General features: G+C 74.6%; 20 protein-coding genes. 4 read left to right on the top strand and 16 right to left on the bottom strand.

Annotated elements, in window-relative coordinates; genetic code table 11:
- Positions 1-103: 103 nt before the first annotated feature.
- From ACGFS9_RS12845 to ACGFS9_RS12860, 4 genes are all read right to left on the bottom strand, one after another.
- Complete coding sequence (locus ACGFS9_RS12845) at positions 104-1,132, bottom strand: 6-phosphofructokinase (RefSeq protein ID WP_393252758.1); 1,029 nt, start codon at positions 1,130-1,132, stop codon at positions 104-106.
- Between the two features lie 151 nt (positions 1,133-1,283).
- On the bottom strand, positions 1,284-1,985 hold the full coding sequence (locus ACGFS9_RS12850; RefSeq protein WP_393252759.1) for a response regulator: 702 nt from the start codon (positions 1,983-1,985) through the stop codon (positions 1,284-1,286).
- A gap of 19 nt (positions 1,986-2,004) precedes the next feature.
- Positions 2,005-3,234 carry a MacS family sensor histidine kinase gene (gene macS / locus ACGFS9_RS12855; RefSeq protein ID WP_393252761.1) on the bottom strand — a complete coding sequence of 410 codons (1,230 nt, stop codon included), beginning with the start codon at positions 3,232-3,234 and terminating at the stop codon, positions 2,005-2,007.
- Positions 3,235-3,480: 246 nt separating this feature from the next.
- A complete protein-coding gene (locus ACGFS9_RS12860) occupies positions 3,481-4,251 on the bottom strand; it encodes a lysophospholipid acyltransferase family protein (RefSeq protein WP_393252763.1) in 771 nt (256 codons plus the stop codon).
- A 158-nt stretch (positions 4,252-4,409) separates the two neighbouring features.
- On the opposite strand from ACGFS9_RS12860, the gene ACGFS9_RS12865 reads away from it, so the two are divergent.
- Both ACGFS9_RS12865 and ACGFS9_RS12870 read left to right on the top strand, forming a co-directional pair.
- A complete protein-coding gene (locus ACGFS9_RS12865) occupies positions 4,410-5,219 on the top strand; it encodes an alpha/beta hydrolase (protein WP_393252764.1) in 810 nt (269 codons plus the stop codon).
- Positions 5,212-6,015: a hypothetical protein gene (locus ACGFS9_RS12870; protein WP_393252765.1), complete on the top strand. Its 804-nt coding sequence runs from the start codon at positions 5,212-5,214 to the stop codon at positions 6,013-6,015. The genes ACGFS9_RS12865 and ACGFS9_RS12870 overlap by 8 nt, the downstream gene beginning before the upstream one ends.
- A gap of 228 nt (positions 6,016-6,243) precedes the next feature.
- On the opposite strand, the gene ACGFS9_RS12875 is transcribed toward ACGFS9_RS12870, so the two are convergent.
- The 6 genes from ACGFS9_RS12875 to ACGFS9_RS12900 all read right to left on the bottom strand — a co-directional run bounded on the left by ACGFS9_RS12875 (position 6,244) and on the right by ACGFS9_RS12900 (position 11,964).
- Entirely contained in the window at positions 6,244-7,008 is a 765-nt protein-coding gene (locus tag ACGFS9_RS12875) for an endonuclease/exonuclease/phosphatase family protein (protein ID WP_393252766.1), read from the bottom strand.
- A 149-nt stretch (positions 7,009-7,157) separates the two neighbouring features.
- Complete coding sequence (locus ACGFS9_RS12880) at positions 7,158-8,111, bottom strand: ROK family glucokinase (protein WP_393252768.1); 954 nt, start codon at positions 8,109-8,111, stop codon at positions 7,158-7,160.
- A 54-nt stretch (positions 8,112-8,165) separates the two neighbouring features.
- Entirely contained in the window at positions 8,166-8,651 is a 486-nt protein-coding gene (locus ACGFS9_RS12885) for a DUF5304 domain-containing protein (RefSeq protein ID WP_393252769.1), read from the bottom strand.
- Between the two features lie 185 nt (positions 8,652-8,836).
- Positions 8,837-10,006 carry an ArsA family ATPase gene (locus ACGFS9_RS12890; protein WP_393252770.1) on the bottom strand — a complete coding sequence of 390 codons (1,170 nt, stop codon included), beginning with the start codon at positions 10,004-10,006 and terminating at the stop codon, positions 8,837-8,839.
- Between the two features lie 596 nt (positions 10,007-10,602).
- Positions 10,603-11,043 (bottom strand): SRPBCC family protein, encoded by a 441-nt coding sequence (locus ACGFS9_RS12895; RefSeq protein WP_393252771.1) that lies wholly within the window; start codon positions 11,041-11,043, stop codon positions 10,603-10,605.
- A 123-nt stretch (positions 11,044-11,166) separates the two neighbouring features.
- Entirely contained in the window at positions 11,167-11,964 is a 798-nt protein-coding gene (locus tag ACGFS9_RS12900) for a metallophosphoesterase (RefSeq protein ID WP_393252773.1), read from the bottom strand.
- A gap of 295 nt (positions 11,965-12,259) precedes the next feature.
- On the opposite strand from ACGFS9_RS12900, the gene ACGFS9_RS12905 reads away from it, so the two are divergent.
- Positions 12,260-14,056 (top strand): AMP-dependent synthetase/ligase, encoded by a 1,797-nt coding sequence (locus ACGFS9_RS12905; RefSeq protein WP_393252775.1) that lies wholly within the window; start codon positions 12,260-12,262, stop codon positions 14,054-14,056.
- Between the two features lie 429 nt (positions 14,057-14,485).
- Here ACGFS9_RS12905 and ACGFS9_RS12910 read toward each other — a convergent pair whose 3' ends face one another.
- Entirely contained in the window at positions 14,486-15,628 is a 1,143-nt protein-coding gene (locus ACGFS9_RS12910) for a glycosyltransferase family 4 protein (RefSeq protein ID WP_393252776.1), read from the bottom strand.
- 132 nt (positions 15,629-15,760) lie between these two features.
- Here ACGFS9_RS12910 and ACGFS9_RS12915 point away from each other — a divergent pair, with 132 nt between their 5' ends.
- Complete coding sequence (locus ACGFS9_RS12915) at positions 15,761-17,008, top strand: glycosyltransferase 87 family protein (RefSeq protein WP_393252778.1); 1,248 nt, start codon at positions 15,761-15,763, stop codon at positions 17,006-17,008.
- A gap of 36 nt (positions 17,009-17,044) precedes the next feature.
- Here the strand turns inward: ACGFS9_RS12915 and ACGFS9_RS12920 are convergent, their stop codons facing one another.
- The 5 genes from ACGFS9_RS12920 to ACGFS9_RS12940 all read right to left on the bottom strand — a co-directional run bounded on the left by ACGFS9_RS12920 (position 17,045) and on the right by ACGFS9_RS12940 (position 22,679).
- Positions 17,045-18,292, bottom strand: coding sequence for a hypothetical protein (locus ACGFS9_RS12920; RefSeq protein WP_393252779.1), 1,248 nt, complete (start codon positions 18,290-18,292; stop codon positions 17,045-17,047).
- Positions 18,293-18,387: 95 nt separating this feature from the next.
- A complete protein-coding gene (locus ACGFS9_RS12925; protein WP_393252780.1) occupies positions 18,388-19,410 on the bottom strand; it encodes an NlpC/P60 family protein in 1,023 nt (340 codons plus the stop codon).
- Between the two features lie 241 nt (positions 19,411-19,651).
- Positions 19,652-20,683 carry an NlpC/P60 family protein gene (locus tag ACGFS9_RS12930; RefSeq protein WP_393252781.1) on the bottom strand — a complete coding sequence of 344 codons (1,032 nt, stop codon included), beginning with the start codon at positions 20,681-20,683 and terminating at the stop codon, positions 19,652-19,654.
- A 375-nt stretch (positions 20,684-21,058) separates the two neighbouring features.
- The gene (locus ACGFS9_RS12935; protein WP_393252782.1) at positions 21,059-22,405 is read right to left on the bottom strand and encodes an NYN domain-containing protein; all 1,347 of its coding nucleotides are present in this window, start codon (positions 22,403-22,405) and stop codon (positions 21,059-21,061) included.
- A gap of 34 nt (positions 22,406-22,439) precedes the next feature.
- Positions 22,440-22,679 carry a hypothetical protein gene (locus tag ACGFS9_RS12940; protein WP_393252784.1) on the bottom strand — a complete coding sequence of 80 codons (240 nt, stop codon included), beginning with the start codon at positions 22,677-22,679 and terminating at the stop codon, positions 22,440-22,442.
- Positions 22,680-22,748 lie beyond the last annotated feature (69 nt).

Below are 22,748 nucleotides of genomic sequence, written 5' to 3' on the forward strand. Positions count from 1 at the left end.
AATATACGGCCCGCGCCCCCGGCTCGCAGGGGCGCCGCCGGGGCGGGCGGCGCCCCTGCGAGCCGTCGCCGGGACCGTGCGCGGCGCCCGCGGGTGGAAGGCGTCAGCCGAAGAAGACGCCGATCTCCTCGTACAGCCTCGGGTCGACCGTCTTCAGACGGGCGGTGGCCTCCGCGATGGGGACCCGGACGACGTCCGTGCCGCGCAGGGCGACCATCCTGCCGAAGTCGCCGTCCCGGACGGCCTCGATCGCGTGCAGGCCGAAGCGGGTGGCGAGCCAGCGGTCGAAGGCGCTGGGCGTCCCGCCGCGCTGGACGTGGCCGAGAACGGTGGTGCGGGCCTCCTTGCCGGTGCGCCGCTCGATCTCCTTGGCCAGCCACTCGCCGACGCCGGAGAGCCGCACGTGCCCGAACGAGTCCAGCGTGCCGTCCTTGAGGACCATCTCGCCGTCCTTGGGCATGGCGCCCTCCGCGACGACCACGATCGGCGCGTAGGAGGCCCGGAAGCGGGAGGTCACCCAGGCGCACACCTGGTCGACGTCGAAGCGCTGCTCGGGGATGAGCACGACGTTCGCGCCGCCGGCCAGGCCGGCGTGCACGGCGATCCAGCCGGCATGACGGCCCATCACCTCGCAGACCAGTACCCGCATGTGCGACTCGGCCGTGGTGTGGAGGCGGTCGATGGCCTCGGTCGCGATGCCGACCGCCGTGTCGAAGCCGAAGGTGTAGTCGGTGGCGGACAGGTCGTTGTCTATGGTCTTCGGCACGCCGACGACGGCGACGCCGTGCGCGTCGCCGAGCCGGGCGGCGACACCGAGGGTGTCCTCGCCGCCGATCACGATCAGCGCGTCGACCTCCTGCTTGGCGAGGTTCTCCTTGATCCGGCGGACGCCGTCGTCCTGCTGGAAGGGGTTGGTGCGCGAGGACCCGAGGATGGTGCCGCCGCGCGGCAGGATGCCCCGGACGGCGGGGATGTCCAGCCGGACCGTGTCGTCCTCCAGCGGCCCCCGCCAGCCGTCCCGGAAGCCGACGAAGTCGTAGCCGTACTCCTGTACGCCCTTGCGGACGATGCCCCGGATGACGGCGTTGAGTCCGGGGCAGTCGCCGCCTCCGGTCAGTACTCCGACCCGCATGGAAAGTCCCTTCGCCGATGGGCTGTCGGACTCACGCTAATAGTGATCCACGTCACTCCGGGATGGTGCGGATGGTCAATTCCAGCGCATTTTCCGGTAGTTGATCAGCGTGGATCACCCGAAGGAGCACATCGGGTGGGTGCCGGGCGGTTCAGGCGTCGTCCAGCCCGCGCTCGATGGCGTAGCGGACGAGCTCGACGCGGTTGTGGAGCTGGAGCTTGCCCAGGGTGTTCTGCACATGGTTCTGGACCGTGCGGTGCGAGATGACCAGGCGCTCGGCGATCTGCTTGTAGCTCAGGCCCTTGGCGACCAGCCGCAGCACCTCCGTCTCGCGGTCGGTCAGGCGCGGGGCGCGCGGCTCGTCCGAGCCCGCGGCGGCGGCCGGTTCGGCGGCCAGGCGCCGGTACTCGCCGAGGACCAGGCCCGCGAGCCCCGGCGTGAACACGGGGTCCCCGGCGGCCGTCCGGCGCACCGCGTCGGTCAGCTCCTGCGTGGACGCCGACTTCAGGAGGTAGCCGGTGGCGCCCGACTTCACCGCCTCCAGCACGTCGGCGTGCTCGCCGCTGGCCGACAGGACCAGGACGCGCAGGCCGGGCACGGTGCCCACGAGTTCCCGGCAGACCTGGACGCCGGGCTTCGCGGGCAGGTTCAGGTCGAGAACGAGGACGTCGGGCGCGGCGGCGAGCGCACGGCGCACGGCCTGCTCGCCGTCGCCCGCGGTGGCCACCACCTCGCATCCGGCGGCCTGGAGGTCCCGGGCCACCGCGTCCCGCCACATCGGGTGGTCGTCCACCACCATGACCCTCACCGGCCCCTCGCCGGTCCCCCGCTCCGCCGCCGTGCCGTCCGTCATCGCAGTCCCCTCGTGTCCGTCATCGTGCGTCCGCCTTCCCCTGCGCGGCCTTCGGTACCGTCAGCTCGACCTCCGTGCCCTGCCCCGGCACCGAGAGCAGCTCGGCCGTGCCGCCCAGGTCGCGCAGCCGGCCGCGGATCGACAGCGCCACGCCGAGCCGGCCCTCGCCCTCGGCCTGGTCGAGCCGGCCCTCCGGGATGCCGGGCCCTTCGTCGCGCACGGTCACGACGATCTCGTCCGGTTCGTCCTCGACCAGGATCCACGCGCGGGCGTCCGGGCCGACGTGCCGGCGGACGTTGTCCAGGGCGGCGCCGACGGCCGCGGCCAGTTCGCGTGCGGCGGCGGGGGCGAGCGGCACCGGGGCACCGGGCTCCGAGAACGTCACGCGCGCGGTGGCGTAGGGAGCGAGCAGGCGGCGCAGGTCGACCGGGCCCGCGTCGGCGCCGCCGGGGTCGCCGGGTTCGTCGACGGCCCGGACGAGAGCGCCGTCAGCGGCGTCCTGCGAGACCCGGGAGAGGGGCACCATGCCGCCGGAGACCAGGGTGCGCAGCGCGACCTCCTGCTCCCCGGCCAGCCGGCCCAGTTCGGCGGCCTCCCCGCCCAGCGCGCTGCCCCGCCGCTGCACCATGGCGAGGACCTGGAGCACGCCGTCGTGGATGTCGCGGGCGAGCCGTTCGCGTTCGCGGGTGGCGGCCTCGATCTCCAGCGCGCGGGCGAGGGTGCGCTCGGAGGCACGGGCCACCTCGACGACGTACCCGATGGCGATCGAGGCGACCCAGACGAGGATCACGTTGTGCACGGTGTCGCGGGTCGGGGCGCCGCGCTCGGCGAGGTTGGCGGCGGCGACGAGCGTGGAGGCGAACGCCGCCCACCGCCAGCCGCCCTTGATCGCGAACGCCAGGACGGCGCCGGCGGTCCAGATCGACGGGAGCGTGGGACCGCCCGCGTCGATGCGCTCACCCGCGTCGGCGACGCGGGTGAGCAGGATGCCGGCGATCGCGACGGTGAGATCGGCGGCGAGGAACGGCTTGGTGCAGCGCGCCGCGCCGGAGACCCGCGGCAGCGTGGCCAGGGTCCAGACGAACAGCACCGCGTAGTACGCGACGGCCACCGCGGGGCGGGGGAAACGGTCGTAGGCGGTGGCGAACAGCCCGACCGCGTAGAACAGGGTCAGCACCCGGTACGCGGTCAGGGCGCGCCACAGCGGCTGCTCGACCGACATCCTCATGACTCTCTCGCGCCTGACCATGCCCCACCCCCGTGCCCTCGTCACGACGGACGCTTGCGGCGACCGGATCGTTGCGTCCGGGCCGGCCCGTCTCTCCGGCGGCGGTCGGGCGACCGCCGCCCGGACGCGTCCGCCCGTCCCCGTTCCGGGCGTCCTCGGGCCCGGCGCTCCCCCGTGCGTCCGGCCCGCGGCCCCCGCCCCGTACCGCCCGCCGCGTCCCGGCGGGCTCCCCGCCCGGCGCCTGCCGGGCGGTCACCGGCCCGGCCCCTACGGCGTCCCGTCCGCCTGCCCGCGCGCCTGCGCGAGGGCGGCCTTCTCGGACTTCTCGGCCTTCTCGGCCTCCTTGCCGGCTTCCTTCTCGGCCTTGGCCGCCTCCGCGATCTGCCGCTTCGCGGCGGTCGCGTAGATGTCCACGTACTCCTGGCCGGAGAGCTTCATGATCTCGTACATGACCTCGTCGGTCACCGCGCGCAGCACGAAGCGGTCGTGCTCCATGCCGTTGTACCGGCTGAAGTCCAGCGGCCTGCCGATCCGGATGCCGGGGCGCATCAGCTTGGGCACCACCTTGCCCGGCGGCTGGATCTTCTCGGTGTCGATCATGGCGACCGGGATGACCGGCGCGCCGGTGGCCAGGGCCACGCGCGCCAGGCCCCCCGGCTTGCCCCGGTAGAGCCGGCCGTCCGGCGACCGGGTGCCCTCCGGGTAGATGCCGAACAGCTCGCCGCGCTCGATGACGTCTATGCCGCTCTTGATCGCCGCCTCGCCCGCGCCGCGGGCACCGGAACGGTCCACCGGCAGCTGGCCCACGCCCTTGAAGAACGCGGCCGTCATCCGCCCCTTCAGCCCGGGCGTCGTGAAGTACTCGGCCTTCGCGATGAAGGTGACCTTGCGGTCGAGGACCGCGGGGAGGAAGAAGGAGTCCGAGAACGACAGGTGATTGCTCGCCAGGATGGCGGCCCCTTCGGCAGGGATGTTCTCGAGGCCCTCCACCCAGGGCCTGAAGGCGAGCTTCAGTGACCCTCCGATGGAAAACTTCATTGCGCCGTAGATCACCCGCGTGCCTCCTGTGTCGTGGATCAGACCTTAACCCGGAGCACTGCCGAAGGCGCCGACGACCCTGGTCGGTGTCAGTACCGTCGCGTACGGTGAAGCACACCCGGAGTCGTACGCGTCCTTCTCACGAACAGGAGACCGAGGTGCCGGTCCTTCCCGGAGCCGAGCCGTTCCGCCACGAGGGCGGAGAGGTCGGCGTCCTCCTCTGCCACGGTTTCACCGGCTCCCCGCAGTCGCTCCGCCCGTGGGCGGAGTTCCTGGCCGAGCGCGGCCTCACCGTCGCGCTGCCCCTGCTGCCCGGGCACGGCACCCGCTGGGAGGACATGCAGCTCACCGGCTGGCAGGACTGGTACGCGGAGCTCGACCGCGAGCTGCGCGCCCTGCGCGAACGGTGCTCGCGGGTCTTCGTGTTCGGACTCTCCATGGGCGGAGCGCTGGCCCTGCGGCTCGCCGCCCGGCACGGCGACGCGATCACCGGTGTGGTGGTCGTCAACCCGCTGAACAAGGTGCACGGCCTCGCGGCCCGCGCGCTGCCGGTCGTCCGCCACCTGGTCCCCTCCACCAAGGGCATCGCGAGCGACATCGCCAAGGAGGGCTCCGAGGAGATCGGCTACACGCGCGTCCCGCTGCACGCCGCGCACTCGATGCGGAAACTGTGCGCCGTCGTGGACGCGGAGCTTCCCCAGGTCACCCAGCCGCTCCTGCTGCTGCACAGCCTCCGGGACCACGTGGTCTCCCCCGCCGACTCGGCCCGCATCCTGGGCCGGGTGTCGTCCACGGACCTGACGGAGTCGGTGCTGGAACAGAGCTACCACGTCGCGACGTTGGACCATGACGCGGACCGGATCTTCGAGGAGAGCTACGCCTTCGTCGGCCGCCTCGCTCCCGAGGCGGGCAGGGAGACCGGACCGGGTCGGGTGGACCAGGAGGAAGGGACGGCAGCCGGTGGCTGAGCAGGACGCGGACCGCGGCGATTCCGAGGAGAAGGGCGTCCCGGTCGGCGAGCCCCTCGACGGGGCGCGCGGCGAGGGCCTCGGGGAGAGGCACGCGGACCCCGCGGCCGGACCGCTCGGCGAACCGCCGGGCGACGCTCGGACCGAGGCCGCGGGCACGGGCACGGGCACGGACGGGGGATCCGGCACCGGGGAGGGCGTGCCGTTCGACGAGGACGCCGCCTGGCGGTCGATCGTGCGCGGATACGGCGAGGAGCCGCCGGACCCGCCGGGCGCCCGGCCGTTCAAGCCCGTGGAGGACCTGGCCCTGCCGGACCCCGTGCCGGACGGCGGCCCCGAGGAGGACGGGAGCAGCTCCGGACGGCGCGACGCGGAGGGGGGCGACGACGCGGACGGGAAGCCGGCTCCGGACGCCGCCGAGGATGGTCCGGCCTCCGTCAGACCGCTCGGCGGCTCGATCGCCTTCGCCCCCGGCGTGGGCGCCGGCGCGGGGCCGCGGGACCACACCGTCGCCGAGCCCTCCGACGGCGATTTCGACGAGGACGACGAGGGCCACTTCGTACCGCCGGAGCCGCCGCCGCTCCCGGCCGCGGACACGACCGCCAAGTTCGCCTGGCTCGGCGTGCTCGGCGGCCCCGTCCTGCTGCTGCTCGCGGTGCTGCTCGGCTGGGACATGACCTGGTGGCTCACCACCCTCGGCATCGGCGGCTTCCTCGGCGGCTTCGCCACGCTGGTGATGCGGATGCAGGACGACGAGGACGACCTCGACGATCCGGGCCGCGGCGCGGTGGTCTGACCGGCCCCGGCACGGCCGCCGGGCCGGAGCGGCGGGCCACCGCGGTCGCCGGGGCCACCCGGGCGCGGCACCGCGCCCGCCCCGCGCCGCCGGGCACGGCCCGGGACGGTCCCCGGGGCCTGTCCGGCGGTTCCCGCCCGCCTCGCGCCGCCCCGCACGCGCTCTCGCCGCACCCGACGCCGCGAGGCCGCCCGCCGGGCGACCGGCGGGAGAGGTCGGACGGGACTCCTAGGCCGCGGGCACCCTGAGGGCGGCCAGGACGGGCAGATGGTCCGTGGCCGCGCCCAGGTCGCGCGCGCTGACGCCGGGTAGGCCGAGGGGCACCCCGCAGCCGAGGATCTCGACGCCCGGCGTCGCGAAGATCGCGTCGATGCGGCGCTCCGGCTCGTCCCGCGTCCAGGTGTGCTCCCCTCCCCAGGGGCGGGTGGCCCAGCCGTCCTGGAGGGTGCCCGCGAGGCGCCGGAAGGTCGGTCCCGTCGGCCGTTCGTTGAGGTCGCCGCCCGCGACGGCGTACGGGGTGCCGAGGTCCGCGAGCCGGTCCAGGAGCAGGCCGCCGTGGGCTCTGCGCTCGTCCTGGTGCAGCGACAGATGGCAGCTCAGCACGCCGAGCCGGGCTCCCCCGATCCGGACGACCGCGGTGGCGAAGCCGCGCCGGTGCCGGCCGGGGACGGGGGGCAGCAGCACGTCCTCGGTGCGCTCGACGGTGGCCCGCAGCGAGCACAGCAGGGCGGGACCGGAGGCGGTCGCCCCGCCGGACAGGACGACCTGGCCGGAGGCCGCGGCCAGGCGGGCGAGCTTCTTGCGCCACCGGAAGAAGCGCGGGGCCTCCTGGAGCAGGACGAGGTCGGGCGCGCAGGCGGTGATCACACGGGCGAGCGCGGCGGTGTCGTCGCGCATCGAGCGGATGTTGTAGCTGAGCACCCGGACGACCGCCGAACCGTCGGGTTCGGTGCGGGAGGCGGGCAGCGGACTGGCGGTGGGGCTGGTCGGCATGGCGATCAAGATACGCGCTGCGGGCGGACCCGGCGGGCGGACAGCGCGGTGCGCGGGCTCGCGGGGCAGCGCGGGGCCCGGGGGCGTCCGCACGACGGCGCCCGCCGGCCCCAGGGGGGCCGGCGGGCGCCGTCGTGCAGCGGTGTGCGTCACATGATCGGGTCGGGCTCCCGGGCCAGGTCGGCCGCGCCGACCAGTCCCGCCTTGTTGCCCAGCTGGGCCGCGATCACGTCGGCCACCGGACGCCAGTTGCCGCCCACCAGCCAGCGCTTGTACGACTTGCGGATCGGGTCGAGCACCAGCTCGCCCTCGTCCGACAGACCGCCGCCGACGATGAAGGCGGAGGGGTCGAACAGCGAGGCGAGGTCGGCGAGACCGGCGCCGGCCCAACGGGCCAGCTCGCGGTAGGAGTCCACCGCCACCGCGTCGCCCTGCCGGGCCGCCATGGAGATGTGCTTGCCCTCGATGCCGTCGGGGGTGCCGTCGCCCAGTCCGAGCAGCACCTCGGCCGCCTCCGGGGTGGCGTTGGCCCGCTGCTTGGCATAGCGGACGAGGGCGCGTCCGGAGGCGTACTGCTCCCAGCAGCCCTGCGAACCGCAGCCGCACAGCAGGCCGTCCGGGACCATCCGGATGTGGCCGAACTCGGCGGCCACGCCGAAGTGCCCGCGGCGCAGCTTGTTGCCGATGATGATGCCGCCGCCCAGGCCGGTGCCCAGGGTGATGCAGATGACGTTGCGGTGCCCCTTGCCCGCACCGAACCTGTACTCCCCCCAGGCGGCCGCGTTCGCGTCGTTCTCCACGACGACGGGCAGGCCCACGCGCTGCTCGACCTCGGCCTTGAGCGGCTCCTGGCGCCAGTCGATGTTCGGCGCGAAGTAGACCGTCGAGCGCTGGCGGTTCACGTATCCGGCGGCACCGATGCCGACGCCGACGATGTCGTGGCCGGCGCGCGCCCCCTCCACGGCCGAGGCGATGGCGTCCACGATGGCCTGCGGCGTGCTGGGAGTCGGCACCTTGTGGGTCGAGAGGATGCTGCCTTCCTCGTCGACCACACCGGCCGCGATCTTCGTACCGCCGATATCGACGCCGATGGTGAGTCCCATGAATCCCTCAGTTTCGGTCGAGCCCCGCTACGGCCAACCGTACCCGAGCGGCCCTCAGTCCAGGTCGATGTGTTCCCCGGGACCGGGCTCGTCGTCCCCGGTTCCGCCGCGCCCGCCGCTCCAGCGGCGCTCCTGGGTCTCGACGGCCGAGCGGTAGGCGGCCAGCAGTTCGGAACCCGCGGCGGCGAGGTGGTCGAAGACGTCGGGGTTCCGCTCGATCACCGGCTCCACCGTGGCCTTCGCCTGCCGCACGACCTGGTCGACCATCTGCTGCGCGGTGCCCGAGGCGACCGCCTCGAACAGCGGCGACCGGGCGCCGGAGAGCTTGCCGGCGACGGCGTCGAGGAGCCTGCGCAGTTCGTCGGCGGCGGAGCCGGGCGGCGGGCCGTGCCGGGCGCGGCGGCGGGCCCGTTCGGCGGCCAGGTCCTCGGCGCACGCCGTCGCCCAGGCGTCGTCGTCCGTCGTGCGCGTCTCCTCGACCCGCACCTCGTCGGCCGGCTCCTCCCGGGCGGCGTCGGACGGGGGGCGCTCTTCGCTCATGGCGGACTCCTGCCTACGGGTGCGTACCTTCGACGTTACCCGAACGGCGGTACGCCGTTCACCGTCCCGACGGCGCCGGCCACGGCCCGTGAGCACGCGCCGGCCACCGGACGGGGTGCGACGGGCCGGGCCCCGCGGGCGCCGCCCGGCGCGCGCCCCGTCGTCCGCCGTCGGGGCGCGGGCGGTCACGTCCCGCGCGGCCAGAGGGCGGGGTCCGGCGCGAAGCGGATGCGCAGCTCCCCCTCCCGCAGGGCCGCGCCCGCCACGGTGCAGCGGCGCAGCGCGGACGGCAGCGGCACGATCCGGCGGAACGGGCCGACGGTGACGACGAGTTCGTCGCCGCGGCGGACGAGGTCGAGGTCGTCGCGTATCGCGCCGGGCAGCGGAATACTCCAGACGAGGACGCCGTCGTCCGCGAGACGGTCGGTCACGGGCCACTCGACGGGGTCGGGCGCGGGGTTGACGCCCGGCACCGGCAGCGCGGCGAGGTCGTGGGGGCCGCGCGGGTCGTGCCCGGCGTGCGGCACCTCCCGCGGGTCGTGGGATTGCGCCCACTCCTCCAGCGTCTTGCGCTGCTGGGCGGCCAGGGCCGCCAGCCAGATGTCCTGGGTGGCGGCCGGCAGCACCCGGTTCGCGATCAGCGTCTCGACGGGCAGGCCGCGCAGCGCGAGGGCGGTGGTCGCGGTGCGCACGGCGTCGGAGCCGGCCGGCCCCGGCTCGGCGACCAGCCGCAGGGTCGTGGCGCGGTCCTCGAGAACGGCCTGCACGGCGGCGAGCTCGACGTCCCAGCGGGCCGCCGTCTCGTACAGCCACTCGGAGGGCATCGGCACGCCCGCGAGGCGGCCGAGGACGGGGCGCAGGGCGCGGGCGGCCTGGCGCTCGGGCGGCAGCAGGCGGCGCAGGTAGCGGCGGAGCTCCTCGGGCAGGGAGAGCAGCGCGAGGGCCTGCGGGGCCGGCGGCAGGTCCACGACGAGGAGGCCGTAGGCGTCCGACAGCGCGGCGTCGCGCAGCGCCCGGAGCAGGGCGAGTTCCTCCGCGCCGGGCAGCGGGGTGACTTCCTCGGCGTCCAGTCGGGAGGCTCCGAGCAGGTCGAGGGCGGTGCTGGCGCGCCGCTGGAACGCGGTGAGGTCCTCGCGGAAGCGGGCGGCGGCGTCGGGGCGCCAGGCGGTGAGGCCGGGGGCCGCCTCGACGGGGTCCGGGCCGGTGGGCACGCCGAGGGCGGCGCCGAGGGTGTCGGTCCGGTCGGCGGTGAGCACCAGGGTGCGGGTGCCGTCGCGGGCCGCCTTCAGCGCGGTGGCCGCGGCGACGGTGGTACGGCCGGTGCCGCCCTGGCCGGTGATCAGGATGGTGCGCATGGGGGTGAACGCTACCGGGCCGCGGGCCTGCGCCGGTCCCGGGCGAGGCCCGGAGGGCGGTGCAGGGTCTGCGGCCGACCGCCCGCCGGGGTCGGCCGAGCGCGTGCGGGCCGCGTGGAGCGCCGTCCCGCTCCGGACGTGCCCGGCGGGCGGTGGCGCGTCCGGGGTGGCGGTGGCGCGTCCGGGGTGGCGGGCCCCGCGGACGCGTCCGGGACGCCGTGCCGTACGCGGCGCGGGCGTCCGGGGCACCGCGGACCCGCTCGACCTCGCGGACCCGCCCGGGGGACGAGCACGACATGGCGCCGCGCGGCCTGCTCACCCGTCGCGGCTGCCGCGCCGCGGAGTCGGTTCGGCCCGCGAGCCGGGGCGCCTTCGCGGCGGCGACGCCGCACCGGCTCGGCGTCGCGCACCGGGCGCGGCGCGGGCACCTCGTCCGGCGGGGGCTCACGCCGCCCGCGGTGGACGGGGCGGGAGACCGCGCGGCGCGGGAAGAGGTGCGGCACAGGGCGCGGTCGCGTCTGCCGTCGGGGCGGGGCGGTGGCGGACGTGCGGGAGGCGAGGGGCCGGAAGGCGGGCCGCCCGCGCGGCCGGAGCGGCTAGGCCGTCTCCTCGACGCGCTTCTTCAGGCCGGCCAGGGCGCGGTCGATGATGACCTTCTCGGCCTTGCGCTTGATCATTCCGAGCATCGGGATCTTGACGTCGACGGTGAGGCGGTAGGTCACCTCGGTCACCCCGGTCCCGACGGGCGCCAGCAGGTAGGAGCCGTCCAGCGAGCGGAGCATCTGGGACTTGACCAGGGTCCAGGAGACCTCGCGGTCGCCGGTCCAGGTGTACCCGAGGGTCTGGTCGTCCTTGATGGCGCCGGCGTCCATGACCAGCCGGACCTGCTCGGCGCGGCCCCTGTCGTCCGTCGCCAGCACCTCGGCCTCCTTCACCTCACCCGTCCAGTCCGGGTAGCGGGCGAAGTCGGCGATCACCGCCATGACCTCCTCCGGTGCCGCCTTGATCGTGATGCTCGAACTGGTGTGTTCCGCCATCGCGGTGGCTCCTCCAGATGCGGTCCGGTGAGGGAGGTGGGTGCGCACGTCCGTGCAGCGTGAAGGCTACCGCGCAGCGTGCCGGTGGCCGTCACCCCGCCCTGCGTTCGCCACCGGGGCGGCTCACCACTCCAGCACCCAGGGGCGCCCCGACCCCGCGAAGTGCCCCACGTTCACGCATTCCGTCGAGCCCACGCGCATCCGCCGCACGAGGGGCTGGTGGACGTGCCCGAACAGCGCGTAGCGGGGGCGCGTGCGCCGGATCGCGTCGAGCAGGGCGCGGGAGCCCCGTTCGAAGCGGCGCGCGACGGTGTCGTACACCAGCTCGGGAACCTCCGGCGGGATGTGCGTGCAGAGCACGTCGACCTCGCCGACCGCCTCGATCTTGGCCGCGTACTCCTCGTCACCGATCTCGTAGGGGGTGCGCATCGGTGTGCGCAGGCCCCCGCCGACGAAGCCGAAGACCCGGCCGCCGATCTCCACCCGCGTCCCGTCGAGGACGGTCGTCCCCGGCCCGGCGTACTCGGGCCACAGATCCGGCATGTCGACGTTGCCGTAGGTGGCGTACGTCGGGGTGGGGAACGCGGCGAACAGCTCGGCGTACTGCTTGCGCACGGCCCCCTCGATGGCCGCGGCCCGTTCGGTGCCGATGCCCGCCCACAGCCGGGCGCCGAAGGCGCGGGCCTCCTCGAAGCGGCGGGCGGTGCGCAGCTCGACGATGCGGTCGGCGTTCTCCACCCCGAACAGGTCGGGGAAGATGCCGCGCGAGTGGTCGGCGTAGTCCAGGAAGAGGACCAGGTCACCGAGGCAGATCAGGGCGTCGGCCCCGTCGCCCGCCCGGGCCAGGTCCGCCACGTTGCCGTGCACGTCGCTGACCACGTGAACGCGCGTCCTCGGGTTTCCGGCCGGTGTGAGTGCCATGACGATCAAGCGTAGGCGTGTGCGGCAAACGTGAACAGAGGCGGCCGGACCTGCGATTACTGGCTAGTCGGGAAGGCCGTGGACTACTCTGCGCGAAGGAAAGCCCCTATGTGTGACGCATGGAACATCTCGTCGGACCCCCCTGTCGAAGAAGCCATACCGGCGGGTAACGTCCGGGCAGTCCAGTCGTACTCAGGATTTCAACCAGTGATTCCCGAGTACCTGCCCGAGCCTTGGACCGCACCGTCGCATCACACAGAGTCGTGGCGCCGGCGCCCTATGAGGAGCAGCAGTCTTGCGCGAGTTCAGCCTTCCGGCCTTGTACGAGGTCCCTGCGGACGGAAATCTCACCGACATCGTCCGCCGAAACGCCGCGCAGCATCCCGATGTCGCCGTCATCGCCCGCAAGGTGGGCGGCACGTGGACGGACGTCAGCGCCACCACCTTCCTCGCCGAGGTGCGCGCCGCGGCCAAGGGCCTGATCGCGTCGGGCGTGGGGCCCGGCGACCGGGTCGCCCTGATGTCCCGCACCCGCTACGAGTGGACGCTGCTCGACTTCGCGATCTGGAGCGCCGGCGCGATCACCGTGCCGGTGTACGAGACCAGTTCCCCCGAGCAGGTGCAGTGGATCCTCGGCGACTCGGGCGCGACCGCCTGCGTCGTGGAGCTGGCCACGCACGCCGCCGCCGTCGACGCGGTGCGCGACCGGCTGCCGGCCCTCAAGCACGTCTGGCAGATCGAGGCGGGCGGGGTCGAGGAGCTGGGGCGCCTCGGCGCGGACGTCGGCGACGCCACGGTCGAGGAGCGCAGCTCGCTCGCCAAGGCCGACGACCCGGCGACCATCGTCTACACCTCCGGCACGACCGGCCGGCCCAAGGGCTGCGTCCTCACCCACCGCGCCTTCTTCGCCGAGTGCGGCAACATCGTCGAGCGGCTGCGTCCGCTGTTCCGCACCGGCGAGTGCTCCGTCCTGCTCTTCCTGCCGCTGGCCCACGTCTTCGGACGGCTGGTGCAGATCGCGCCGATGATGGCGCCGATCAAGCTGGGCTGCGTGCCGGACATCAAGAACCTGACCGACGAGCTCGCCGCGTTCCGGCCCACGCTCATCCTCGGTGTGCCGCGCGTCTTCGAGAAGGTCTACAACTCGGCGCGCGCCAAGGCCCAGGCGGACGGCAAGGGCAAGATCTTCGACAAGGCCGCCGACACCGCCATCGCGTACAGCCGCGCCCTGGACACCCCCTCGGGACCGTCGCTCGGCCTGAAGATCAAGTACCGGACGTTCGACAAGCTCGTCTACAGCAAGCTGCGGGCGGTCCTCGGCGGGCGCGGCGAGTACGCGATCTCCGGCGGCGCCCCGCTGGGCGAGCGGCTCGGCCACTTCTTCCGCGGCATCGGCTTCACCGTCCTGGAGGGCTACGGCCTCACCGAGTCCTGCGCGGCCACGGCCTTCAACCCGTGGGACCGCACCAAGATCGGCACGGTCGGCCAGCCGCTGCCCGGCTCCGTGATCCGCATCGCCGACGACGGCGAGGTGCTGCTGCACGGCGACCACCTGTTCAAGGAGTACTGGAACAACGAGGGCGCGACCGCCGAGGCGCTGGCCGACGGCTGGTTCCACACCGGTGACATCGGCACCCTCGACGAGGACGGCTACCTCAGCATCACCGGCCGGAAGAAGGAGATCATCGTCACGGCCGGCGGCAAGAACGTCGCACCGGCCGTGATCGAGGACCGCATCCGCGCGCACGCGCTGGTCGCCGAGTGCATGGTCGTCGGCGACGGGCGCCCGTTCGTCGGCGCGCTGGTCACGGTCGACGAGGAGTTCCTGGTCCGCTGGGCCGAGGAGCACGGGAAGCCGGTGAGTTCGACCGCGGCGACGCTGCGCGAGGACCCGGACCTGCTCGCCGCCGTCCAGGACGCGGTGGACGACGGCAACGCCGCGGTGTCCAAGGCGGAGTCCGTGCGCAAGTTCCGCATCCTCGCGCACCAGTTCACCGAGGAGTCGGGCCATCTGACGCCCTCGCTGAAGCTGAAGCGGAACGTGGTGGCCAAGGACTACGCCGCCGAGATCGAGGCGCTCTACCGGGCCTGACGCCCCCGGCGGCGGGGTCCGGTGCGGGCCCCGTCGGGTCCGTGCCGCGCCGGCGGCCCCCGCACGCCGGCGCCCGAGCCCCGGCCGCCCCGCCGCTTGGACCGCCCGTTCCCCGCGGGCCGGGCCGTCCCGCCCGGCCGGGCCGGGCGGCAGTGGGCGACCGCCGACCGGGCCGCGGCCGAGCGCGAGCATGCCGACGCCGGAGCGCCCGCACGTGGCCGCCCCGCCGTTCCCCGCGCCCGTCACCAGGGCCTCTCCCCCACGCCACGCCGCGCGTACCGGGCCCGGCCCGGCTGCCGGAACCCGCCGCGGCGGCGCACGCCGCTCAGCCGGCGAACACGCGCTCGCCGGCCGCTCGGACCGTTCCCGCGCCCCGGCGCCGGGGCGGGGACGGTCGCGGCCGCCCGGGGCCGCATGTACGGGCGTGGTTCAGAGGAGTTCCCTCAAACGCTCGGCCAGCAGGTCCCAGCGCCACTTCTCCTCGACCCAGGCGCGGCCCCGCTCCCCCATGCGGCGCCGGAGTCCGGGGTCGCCGAGCAGCGTGACGAGGCGGTCGGCGGTCTCCTCGGCCGAGCCGCCGTGGACGACCCAGCCGGTCTCGCCGTCGAGGACGGCGTCGGGCGCGCCGCCGGAGTCTCCGGCCACCACCGGAAGCCCGGTCGCCGACGCCTCCAGGTACACGATGCCGAGCCCCTCCACGTCGAGTCCGCCGCGGCGGGTGCGGCACGGCATCGCGAAGACGTCCCCGGCGCCGTAGTGCGCGGGCAGCTCCGACCAGGGCACCGCCCCGGTGAACCGGACCGCCCCGGCCACCCCGGTGGCCCGGGCGAGGGAGCGCAGGTCCTTGTCGTAGGGGCCGCCGCCGACGATCAGCAGCACGGCCCGGGGGTGCTCCGCCAGCACCTTCGGCATCGCGCGGACCAGGGTGTCCTGGCCCTTGCGCGGCACGAGCCGGGACACGCAGACCACGACCGGACGGTCCGACAGGCCCAGCCGGGCACGGACCGCGTCGCCGCCGGACGCGGGGTGGAAGGTCCCCTCGTCGACGCCGGGCGGCAGCTGGACCATGCGGGCGGCGGCCGCCGGCGTCAGCGCGGCGGCGATCCGGGAGCGCGTGTACTCGCCGAGGTAGGTGACGGTGTCGGTGGACTCGCCGACGCGGCGCAGCAGGGTGCGGGCGACGGGCAGCTGGGCCCAGCCGGCCTCGTGCCCGTGGGTGGTCGCCACCAGCCGGCGCGCTCCGGCCCGGCGCAGGGCGGGTGCCATCAGGCCGAGCGGGGCGGCTGCCCCGAACCAGACGGAGGTGCAGCCGTGTTCGCGCAGCAGGCCCGCGGCGCGGCGGGTGACGCGCGGGGTCGGCAGCAGCATCGTGGCGCGGTCCCGCACCACGGTGAAGGGCTGTTCGGCGTCGAACGCGGCGGTCGCCTCCGCGCCCTCGCGGCCGCGCTTCCACGTCGAGGCGTAGACGACGAGCCGCTCGGGGTCCAGGCGCAGCGCCATGTTGTGCAGGAAGGCCTGGATGCCGCCCGGGCGCGGCGGGAAGTCGTTCGTCACGATCAGGGTCTTGTGCATCGTGTTCGACACTATCGAACCTATACTCACTGGTCGGCACGGCGGCGCCGGACGGCTCGCCCGCCGGCCGGCCCCGCTCCTCCGGCGCGGCGGCGGCGCGCAGCAATCGCGGACGAAGAGGACCAGGTGGGCATGACGGGGACGGGTCCCGGCCGGGCGAGGGCCGCGTTCGGCGTGACCGCGCTGCTCGGCGTCTGGGCGCTGACCCGGGTGCTGCTGCTGCTCTTCGTCACGAAGGTGTGGGTCTTCCCCGGCCCGGACGTCACGAGCGACGTGTCGGTCATCTACCAGGGCTGGTACGACGTCCTGCGCCACGGTTCCTTCCCCCGCGACGACGTCACCTGGCAGTATCCGCCGGCCGCCGCCCTCGCGATCCTCTCCCCGGGCCTGCTGCCGTTCCTGGACTACCCGCACGCCTTCTTCGTGCTCGCCTTCGTCGCGGACCTGCTGGTGCTGGCGCTGCTGCTGTACGCGGCCTCGCGGCCGGGCGCCGGGCGGCGCGGCGTCTGGGTGTGGGTGGTCGGCGTGCCGCTGCTCGGCCCGACGGTGTACTCCCGCTACGACATCATGGTGACGGCCGTCGCGGTGGCGGCGCTGCTGGCCGGGGCGCGCCGTCCGCGGGTGGCGGGAGCGCTCGTGGCGTTCGGCGCGCTGGTCAAGGTGTGGCCGGTGCTGCTGCTCGTCGGTGCCGTGCGGCGGCGGACCTGGGTGTCGGCGGCGGTGACGGCGGCGGTCACGGCCGCGGTGTTCCTGGTGACGATGCCGGGCGCCTTCGCCTTCCTGGCCTTCCAGCGCGACCGCGGCACGGAGGTCGAGTCGCTCGGCTCCCTGGTCTTCCACGTGGCCCGGCACCACGGCTGGGACGGGCAGGTGCTGCTCAACTACGGCTCGGTGGAGTTCCTCGGTCCGCACGTCGACACGGTGAGCACGGCGGCGCTGGCGCTGACGGCGCTCGCCTTCGGCTGGCTGCTGGTGTGGCGGCTGAGCGCCCGCCGGTTCCCGCCGCACACACTCGCGGACGCGGCGTTCACGGCCGTCCTGATGTTCACCGCGACGAGCAGGGTCATCAGCCCGCAGTACCTGGTGTGGCTGGTCGGTCTCGCCGCGGTCTGCCTGTGCTCGCGGTCGAGCAGGATGGCGCCACCCTCCGCCCTGGTGCTCGTCGCGTGCTTCGTGACGGTGCTGGAGTTCCCGGTCTACTTCGCGGACGTCGTGGCCAGCGACGCGCTGGGCATCACGCTGCTGGTGGTCCGCAACGGCCTGCTGGTGGCCGCTTCGCTGCTCGCGGCCCGGTCCCTGTGGCGGGCCACCGTCTCCGAGCCGGCCCCGGACCTCCCGGCGCCCGCGGCTCGCACGGACCGGAGCCTGACCTCCTCCTGAGCACGGCACGGCCCGCGACGGTGCCGGTTTGGACCGTCAGCCCAGCTGTTCCCCGAGATACTCCCGCCATCGCCGAGTGAACGCCTGCGGCGTCGTGTGCAGCACGTCCCGCAGCGCGTCCTCGACGGCGCCGGACCGCTCCCGGTGGTCGCCGACGGCCCGGTAGAAGGCGTCCAGGCGCGCCTCGCCCCAGTGCCCGGCGATCAGCCGGCAGGCCATCCAGCCGCCCTCGTACGCCTGCGCGAGTGCGGTCGCGTCGCTGGTGAAGGCGAAGTCCTCGTCGTCGGGCAGCGCGGCCGGCGCCCGCCCCTCGGCCACGGAGCGCTGGAGCTCGGAGGCGATCTGCCCGGGGGCCCGCCCGCCCTCGCGGTAGCCGACCCAGTCCGCGTACCCCTCGGAGAGCCACAGCGGGGTGGCGGGCGTGGTGTGGGCGCGGGTGGCGACGTGCGTGCTCTCGTGGGTGAGGACGACCTGTCTGCCGAAGTCCCCGAGGACGCCGTACGCGTCCGGGTTGACGATGATCCGGTCCGCGGGTGCCGCCGCCGGGTCGTCCCCGGCGGCTCCGGCGGGCCGCTTCCGCGCCTGGCTCACCTCGCCGGTGGTGACCGCGGCGATCCCCCGGTACCCGGCCGCCGGTGCGCCGAGCAGCTCCGCCATGTCCTCGATCGACCGCGGCACCAGGACGACGACGTGCTCCGGCCAGTCGGTGCCCCAGGCCCGTGACACGGCGGGCACGGCCCGGTCGGCGAGTGCGGCGAAGGACCGGAGCCGCTCACCGGACTGCCCGACCCCGAGGACGAGGCTGTGCGCTCCCCGGACCACCGTCACGGTGCCCTGCTCCCACAGCTGCCGGCCGCTGCCGGTCGCGGGCTCGTCGGAGTCCACGCGCCAGGTGCCGCCGGCGCGGGACAGCCGCAGGGTGCGGTCGGCGGTGACGGGCGAGGTGTCGTAGCCCGCGATGCGGTAGCGGAGCCGGGCGCGGGCGGTGGCACGGTCGCCGGAGACGGTCAGCCGGTCGAGGCGGTAGGACCAGGCGGCGAGCGGCACCTCGCGCAGGTGGGCGAACGCGTCGGAGGCGGCCGAGGGGTCCCCGGTGGCCCGGTACGCTCCCACGTCCCCGGCCAGCACGGCGGCGGCCCGCCGGTCCAGGACCTCGCGCACGGCGGCGGACCGCGTGCCGGAGGAGGGGCCGCCGGAACAGCCGGAGCCGGTCAGCACGGCGAGCACGGCGAGCAGCAGCACCGGCAGCAGCCCCGCCCGCGACGCACGCCTTCGACCAGCCACGTCCACGATCGTACGGGGCGCGCGCCGCACGGGCCGGGGCGTGCCGCGCCGGGGCGGCCCCCCGGCCGGGGGGCGACCGGCCGGCCGTCGGTGCGTCAGGGCCGGGTGACGGAGGCGACGGGCATCATGCCGACGGGGTCGTAGCGCACCGGGGCGCCCGGGTAGGGCGCGTGGATCACCTGGCCGTTGCCCACGTACATGCCGACATGGCTCGCGTCGGACCGGTAGGTGACGAGGTCTCCGGGGCGGGCCTGGGAGAGCGGCACCTGCCGTCCGGCGTACCGCTGGGCCTGCGAGGTGCGCGGGAGGCCGACGCCGGCCCGCGCGTAGGACCACTGCATGAGGCCCGAGCAGTCGAAGGCGCCGGGGCCGTTCGCGCCCCACACGTAGGGGCGGCCCAGCGCCGAGCGCGCCGCGGCCACCGCGGCGGCGGCGCGCGCCGAGGAGGGGCCGCCGTCACCGGGTTCGGGAAGGTCGAAGCGGGCGGAGCGGGAAGCGCGGCCGTAGGCGGCGCGGTCGGCGCCGGGCATCGCGTTCAGCAGCCGGCGGGCCCGGGCGAGCTTCCGCTCGACGGTGCGCTTGTGCTCGGCGACGGCCTTGCGGCTGCGCTCCAGCTCGGCGAGTTTCCCGCCGGCCTCGGCGCGCCGCTGGGACAACTCGCGCAGGGCGGCCCGCAGGTCCCGGAGTTCGCCGGCCTGGTGGGCGGTGATGCGGTCGAGGACGGCGGCCTTGTCGAGGTAGTCGGCCGGATCGTCGGAGAAGAGCAGCGCGAGGGAGGGGTCCATGCCGCCGGAGCGGTACTGGGCCCCGGCGAGCGAACCGAGCGCCTCGCGCAGGGTGTTGACGCGCTCCTGCTGCCGGGCGAGCTCGTCCTGCGCGCTGCCGAGCTGCCGGCGCAGCGTGCCGGCGCGCTCGCCGGCCTTGTTGTACGCCTCGGTGGCCTTCTCGGCCTGGGTGTACAGGCGGTCCACCTCGGTGCGGGTGTCCTCCTGCGGTGCCGCGGAGGCGGGCAGGGTACCGAGCGCGGCTGCCGCCGCGGACATCACGCAGGCGGCGATGCCGAAGGCGCCGGCGCCCCGGTCGAAGCCGGTCGGTGCAAGGCGGCGATGAAACCCCACGGGTGGCCGCGCTCCCTTCCGCTGACGGTCCCCCGCCGTCGGGGGAAACGCGGCAGACAGTAGCCGTGCGACCGGGCACCGGCCAAAGACCTCCGCGGGCACGCACAGTGACGCCCCGCCGGAGACGCAGGTCACCGACGGGGCGTGGGGTCAGCGCGAGTTGTCGCAATTCGCCCGTTTGGGCGGCGCGGCGGAGGAGGCCTCCGGGCGGCGGAGACGGGCCCGGGGAGGCCCGCCCCGATCAGATGCGGACGCCGAACTGGAAGGGCATGTTGCCGATCGCCTCGTAGCGGACGACGGCGCCGGTGTGCGGGGCGTGGAGCACCTGGCCGTTGCCCGCGTAGAGGCCGACGTGGTGGAAGTCGCCGTAGAAGATGACCAGGTCGCCGACCTGGAGGCCGCTCTGCGAGTAGATCCGGGTGCCGGCGTTGGCCTGGGCCTCGGAGGTGCGCGGTATGGAGACGCCGGCCTGGGCGTAGGCCCAAGAGGTGAGGCCGGAGCAGTCGAAGGAGCTGGGGCCCGAGGCGCCGTAGACGTAGGGCGATCCGATGGCGCGCTGGGCGGCGGAGAACGCGGCGCCCGCGCGGCCGGAGCCCTTGCTGGTGCCGAGGTTCACGCGCTCGGTGGCGCGGGTGGCGCGCTCCTGCTCCTTGGCGGCGAGGGCGGCCTTCTCCTGCGCGGTCAGCGAGTTGAGGAGCTTCTGGGCCTCGCCCAGCTTGCCCTGGACTTCCTTCTTCTTCTTGGCGAGCTCGGTCCGGGTGTCGGCGAGGTCCTTGAGCTTCTCGGACGCCTCGGAGCGCTGCTGGGCGAGCGAGCGCTGCTTCTCCTGGACCTTCTTGAGCGACTCGACCTGCTGGGCGCTGAGCTGGTCCATGGCCGAGGCCTTGTCCAGGTAGCTGTCCGGGTCGGAGGAGAGGAAGAGCGCCACGGACGGGTCGATGCCGCCGGTGCGGTACTGGGCGCTGGCCATCGAACCGAGGCCGTCCCGGAGGTCGTTGAGCTCCTCCTGGCCGCGGGCGACGTTGTCCTGGAGGGAGCTGATCTCCTTCTGGAGCTTCTCCTGCTTCTCCTTGGCGCCGTCGAGCTTCTCCGTGGCCTTCTCGGCCTCTTCGTAGAGCTTGTCGACCTTGGACTTGACCTCGTCCTTGCTGGGCTTCTCGGACGGCGCGGCGTTGGCGACGTTGGCGCTGAGGGCAACGGCAGCGGCGGCGGCGGTGGTGAGCACGGTCACGCGGGTGCGGCTCGGCTGCTTGGGTCGACGGTGGGACGCCACGAAGGCGAGCTCCTTCTTCCTCCAGCCGCCTGCCGCGTCACGCCGACGGGCGGTGCCCCTCCACCGTCACTCCCCATGAGTGATCGCCCTAGTCGGAGGTTCGAGGCATGACCCTAGTGACCTTCTTGTGATCAGTTCAAATCCAAACCTGAAAATTCTTTGTCACGGAGCGCATTCTTTGCTTTCAACTCACGTGCAGTGATGCGCGCCTGACACTACGTCGTGTGAACACCGGACCAATAGGGGCATCGGGCGCAGAGGTCGCGCATGGCGCGTACGCACGCCGATGCGGCGTAGCGCCCAGATCGCCGGACGCGCACAGCGGCCGTCCGCACGGAGACGCAGGCGGCCCCGGGGACGCGGAGGGAAGACCTCTCAGCCGTGCGTGAAGCGCTTCAGCAGGACCGCGGAGGCCACCGGGCGGGCGCCCGCCCGGGCGACGCCGTCGGCCACCTCGCGGTCGGTCGAGACGACGATGACGGGCCGGCCGGGCGGCTCGGCCCGCACGAGCTGGCGGATCAGCTCGTCCGCGGTGACCCCGGGCTTGGAGAACAGCACCCGCACCCCGCGCGGGGGCGCCAGCAGCACCGGGGCGGCCAGCTCGGCCCCGTCGAAGACGCAGGTCACCTCGGCGCCGGTCTGCGCGGCCAGCTGGGAGAGCTGACCGAGCAGTCTGAGCCGCTGCTTCTCCAGCGGCATCTGCGGATAGCCCGTCTTGGTGACGTTGTAGCCGTCGACCACCAGGTGCGCCTGGGGCAGCGCGAGCAACTGGTCCAGGATCGCGGGGTCGTTCTCCGACAGGGCGCGGGCGGCGATGTCCTTCGGCGTCATCCGGCCGGGCTCGACCGCCTCCACCGTCTCCGCGGGCCGCACCGAGACCGGAGGGAGCGCCAGTTCGCGGCGCAGCCCCTGGGCGGCGTCCAGCACCGTGTCGAGCAGCAGCCGCACCCGCATGTCCTCGACGCTGCGCCCCTCCCGCGCGGCCTTGCGGGTGGCCTCCAGCGCCGCCTCCGCCTCGGCGAGCCGCGCCTTGAGCCGGCGGCTCTCGCTCTCCGCGGCCGACACCTGGGCCTGGCTCTCCGCCCGGGCCGCGTCACTCTCCCCCTGGAGCTTGCGCACCGCCGCCTCGCCGCGCTTGACGTCGCTGAGCGCCCCGCGCAGCTTCCGGCGCACCGCGTCCGCTTCCCTGCGCGCCGCGTCCAGCTCCGTGCGCAGCCGCTCCGTCTCGGACCGCACCTGGCCGCGCGCCGCGGCGAGTTCCTCGCGCAGCCGCTCCAGCTCGGCCCGGTTCTCGTCGTCGGCACGCTCGGCGTCCGCCCGCACGGCCTCCTCGCCCGCGGCGGTCACGAGCTTCACCCAGCCCGCGGGGCGCAGCACGTAGGCCGCGGCCGCCACATCGAGCGGATCCGCGGCCGGCGGGGGCGTGGCCGCGTCGAGGGCGGCGCAGAGTTCGGACTGCGCCTCTCTCAGCTTCTCCGCGATGCGCTGCCGGAACAGCGCATCGCTCTCCAGCGCCGCCGCCATCGCGTTGCCGGCGAACTTCGCGCGCCGGTTCGGCGCGAACCGGGCGTACTGCCGCAGCTGCGCGGGCAGTTCGGCCACCGTCAGGCCGCCGAAGCCGTCCGAGACGATCTGCACGACGCGCCGGCGCACACCGTCGGGCAGCGGACGATCGAGCAGCTCGGCGGCGCCGTCGTCCGGCTCGCCCGCGGTCTCCATCATCCGTCACCCCAATATCCGTGCGGGCCCCGCTCCCTCAGGAGCCGGCGCCCGGCCTGTCCACGAGTTCGACCTGATCCACCGCGTTGCACCAGCGGCACCGCACCGACTCGATGGTCTCACTGACCACCTCGCGTTCCTCGACCGTCGGCTCGCCGGCCAGGTCGAGGTGCAGGTACTCGACGACCTTGGAGGAGCGGGTCACGTCGAACCGCGTGAGATTGCCGCAGAGCGAGCAGCGCCAGCGGGTCTTGGCGTCCGGCAGGGGAACCGTCATGTGGCAGTCGCTTTCCTTCTCGTGTCCGTCCGGCACCGGTCGCCCGGCCCGTGTGGCTCGTAACCCTAC

It is taken from the genome of Streptomyces sp. NPDC048566, from assembly GCF_043199735.1.
Taxonomy (GTDB): Bacteria; Actinomycetota; Actinomycetes; order Streptomycetales; family Streptomycetaceae; genus Streptomyces.

Bases quoted from the DNA above. Each gene is read 5' to 3' on its own strand.
- ACGFS9_RS12895 (WP_393252771.1), bottom strand. From the start codon at position 11,043: ATGGCGGAACACACCAGTTCGAGCATCACGATCAAGGCGGCACCGGAG.
- ACGFS9_RS12935 (WP_393252782.1), bottom strand. From the start codon at position 22,405: ATGATGGAGACCGCGGGCGAGCCGGACGACGGCGCCGCCGAGCTGCTC.
- ACGFS9_RS12860 (WP_393252763.1), bottom strand. From the start codon at position 4,251: ATGAAGTTTTCCATCGGAGGGTCACTGAAGCTCGCCTTCAGGCCCTGG.
- macS (WP_393252761.1), bottom strand. From the start codon at position 3,234: ATGGTCAGGCGCGAGAGAGTCATGAGGATGTCGGTCGAGCAGCCGCTG.
- ACGFS9_RS12885 (WP_393252769.1), bottom strand. From the start codon at position 8,651: ATGAGCGAAGAGCGCCCCCCGTCCGACGCCGCCCGGGAGGAGCCGGCC.
- ACGFS9_RS12845 (WP_393252758.1), bottom strand. From the start codon at position 1,132: ATGCGGGTCGGAGTACTGACCGGAGGCGGCGACTGCCCCGGACTCAAC.
- ACGFS9_RS12850 (WP_393252759.1), bottom strand. From the start codon at position 1,985: ATGACGGACGGCACGGCGGCGGAGCGGGGGACCGGCGAGGGGCCGGTG.
- ACGFS9_RS12880 (WP_393252768.1), bottom strand. From the start codon at position 8,111: ATGGGACTCACCATCGGCGTCGATATCGGCGGTACGAAGATCGCGGCC.
- ACGFS9_RS12875 (WP_393252766.1), bottom strand. From the start codon at position 7,008: ATGCCGACCAGCCCCACCGCCAGTCCGCTGCCCGCCTCCCGCACCGAA.
- ACGFS9_RS12890 (WP_393252770.1), bottom strand. From the start codon at position 10,006: ATGCGCACCATCCTGATCACCGGCCAGGGCGGCACCGGCCGTACCACC.
- ACGFS9_RS12900 (WP_393252773.1), bottom strand. From the start codon at position 11,964: ATGGCACTCACACCGGCCGGAAACCCGAGGACGCGCGTTCACGTGGTC.
- ACGFS9_RS12915 (WP_393252778.1), top strand. From the start codon at position 15,761: ATGACGGGGACGGGTCCCGGCCGGGCGAGGGCCGCGTTCGGCGTGACC.
- ACGFS9_RS12940 (WP_393252784.1), bottom strand. From the start codon at position 22,679: ATGACGGTTCCCCTGCCGGACGCCAAGACCCGCTGGCGCTGCTCGCTC.
- ACGFS9_RS12910 (WP_393252776.1), bottom strand. From the start codon at position 15,628: ATGCACAAGACCCTGATCGTGACGAACGACTTCCCGCCGCGCCCGGGC.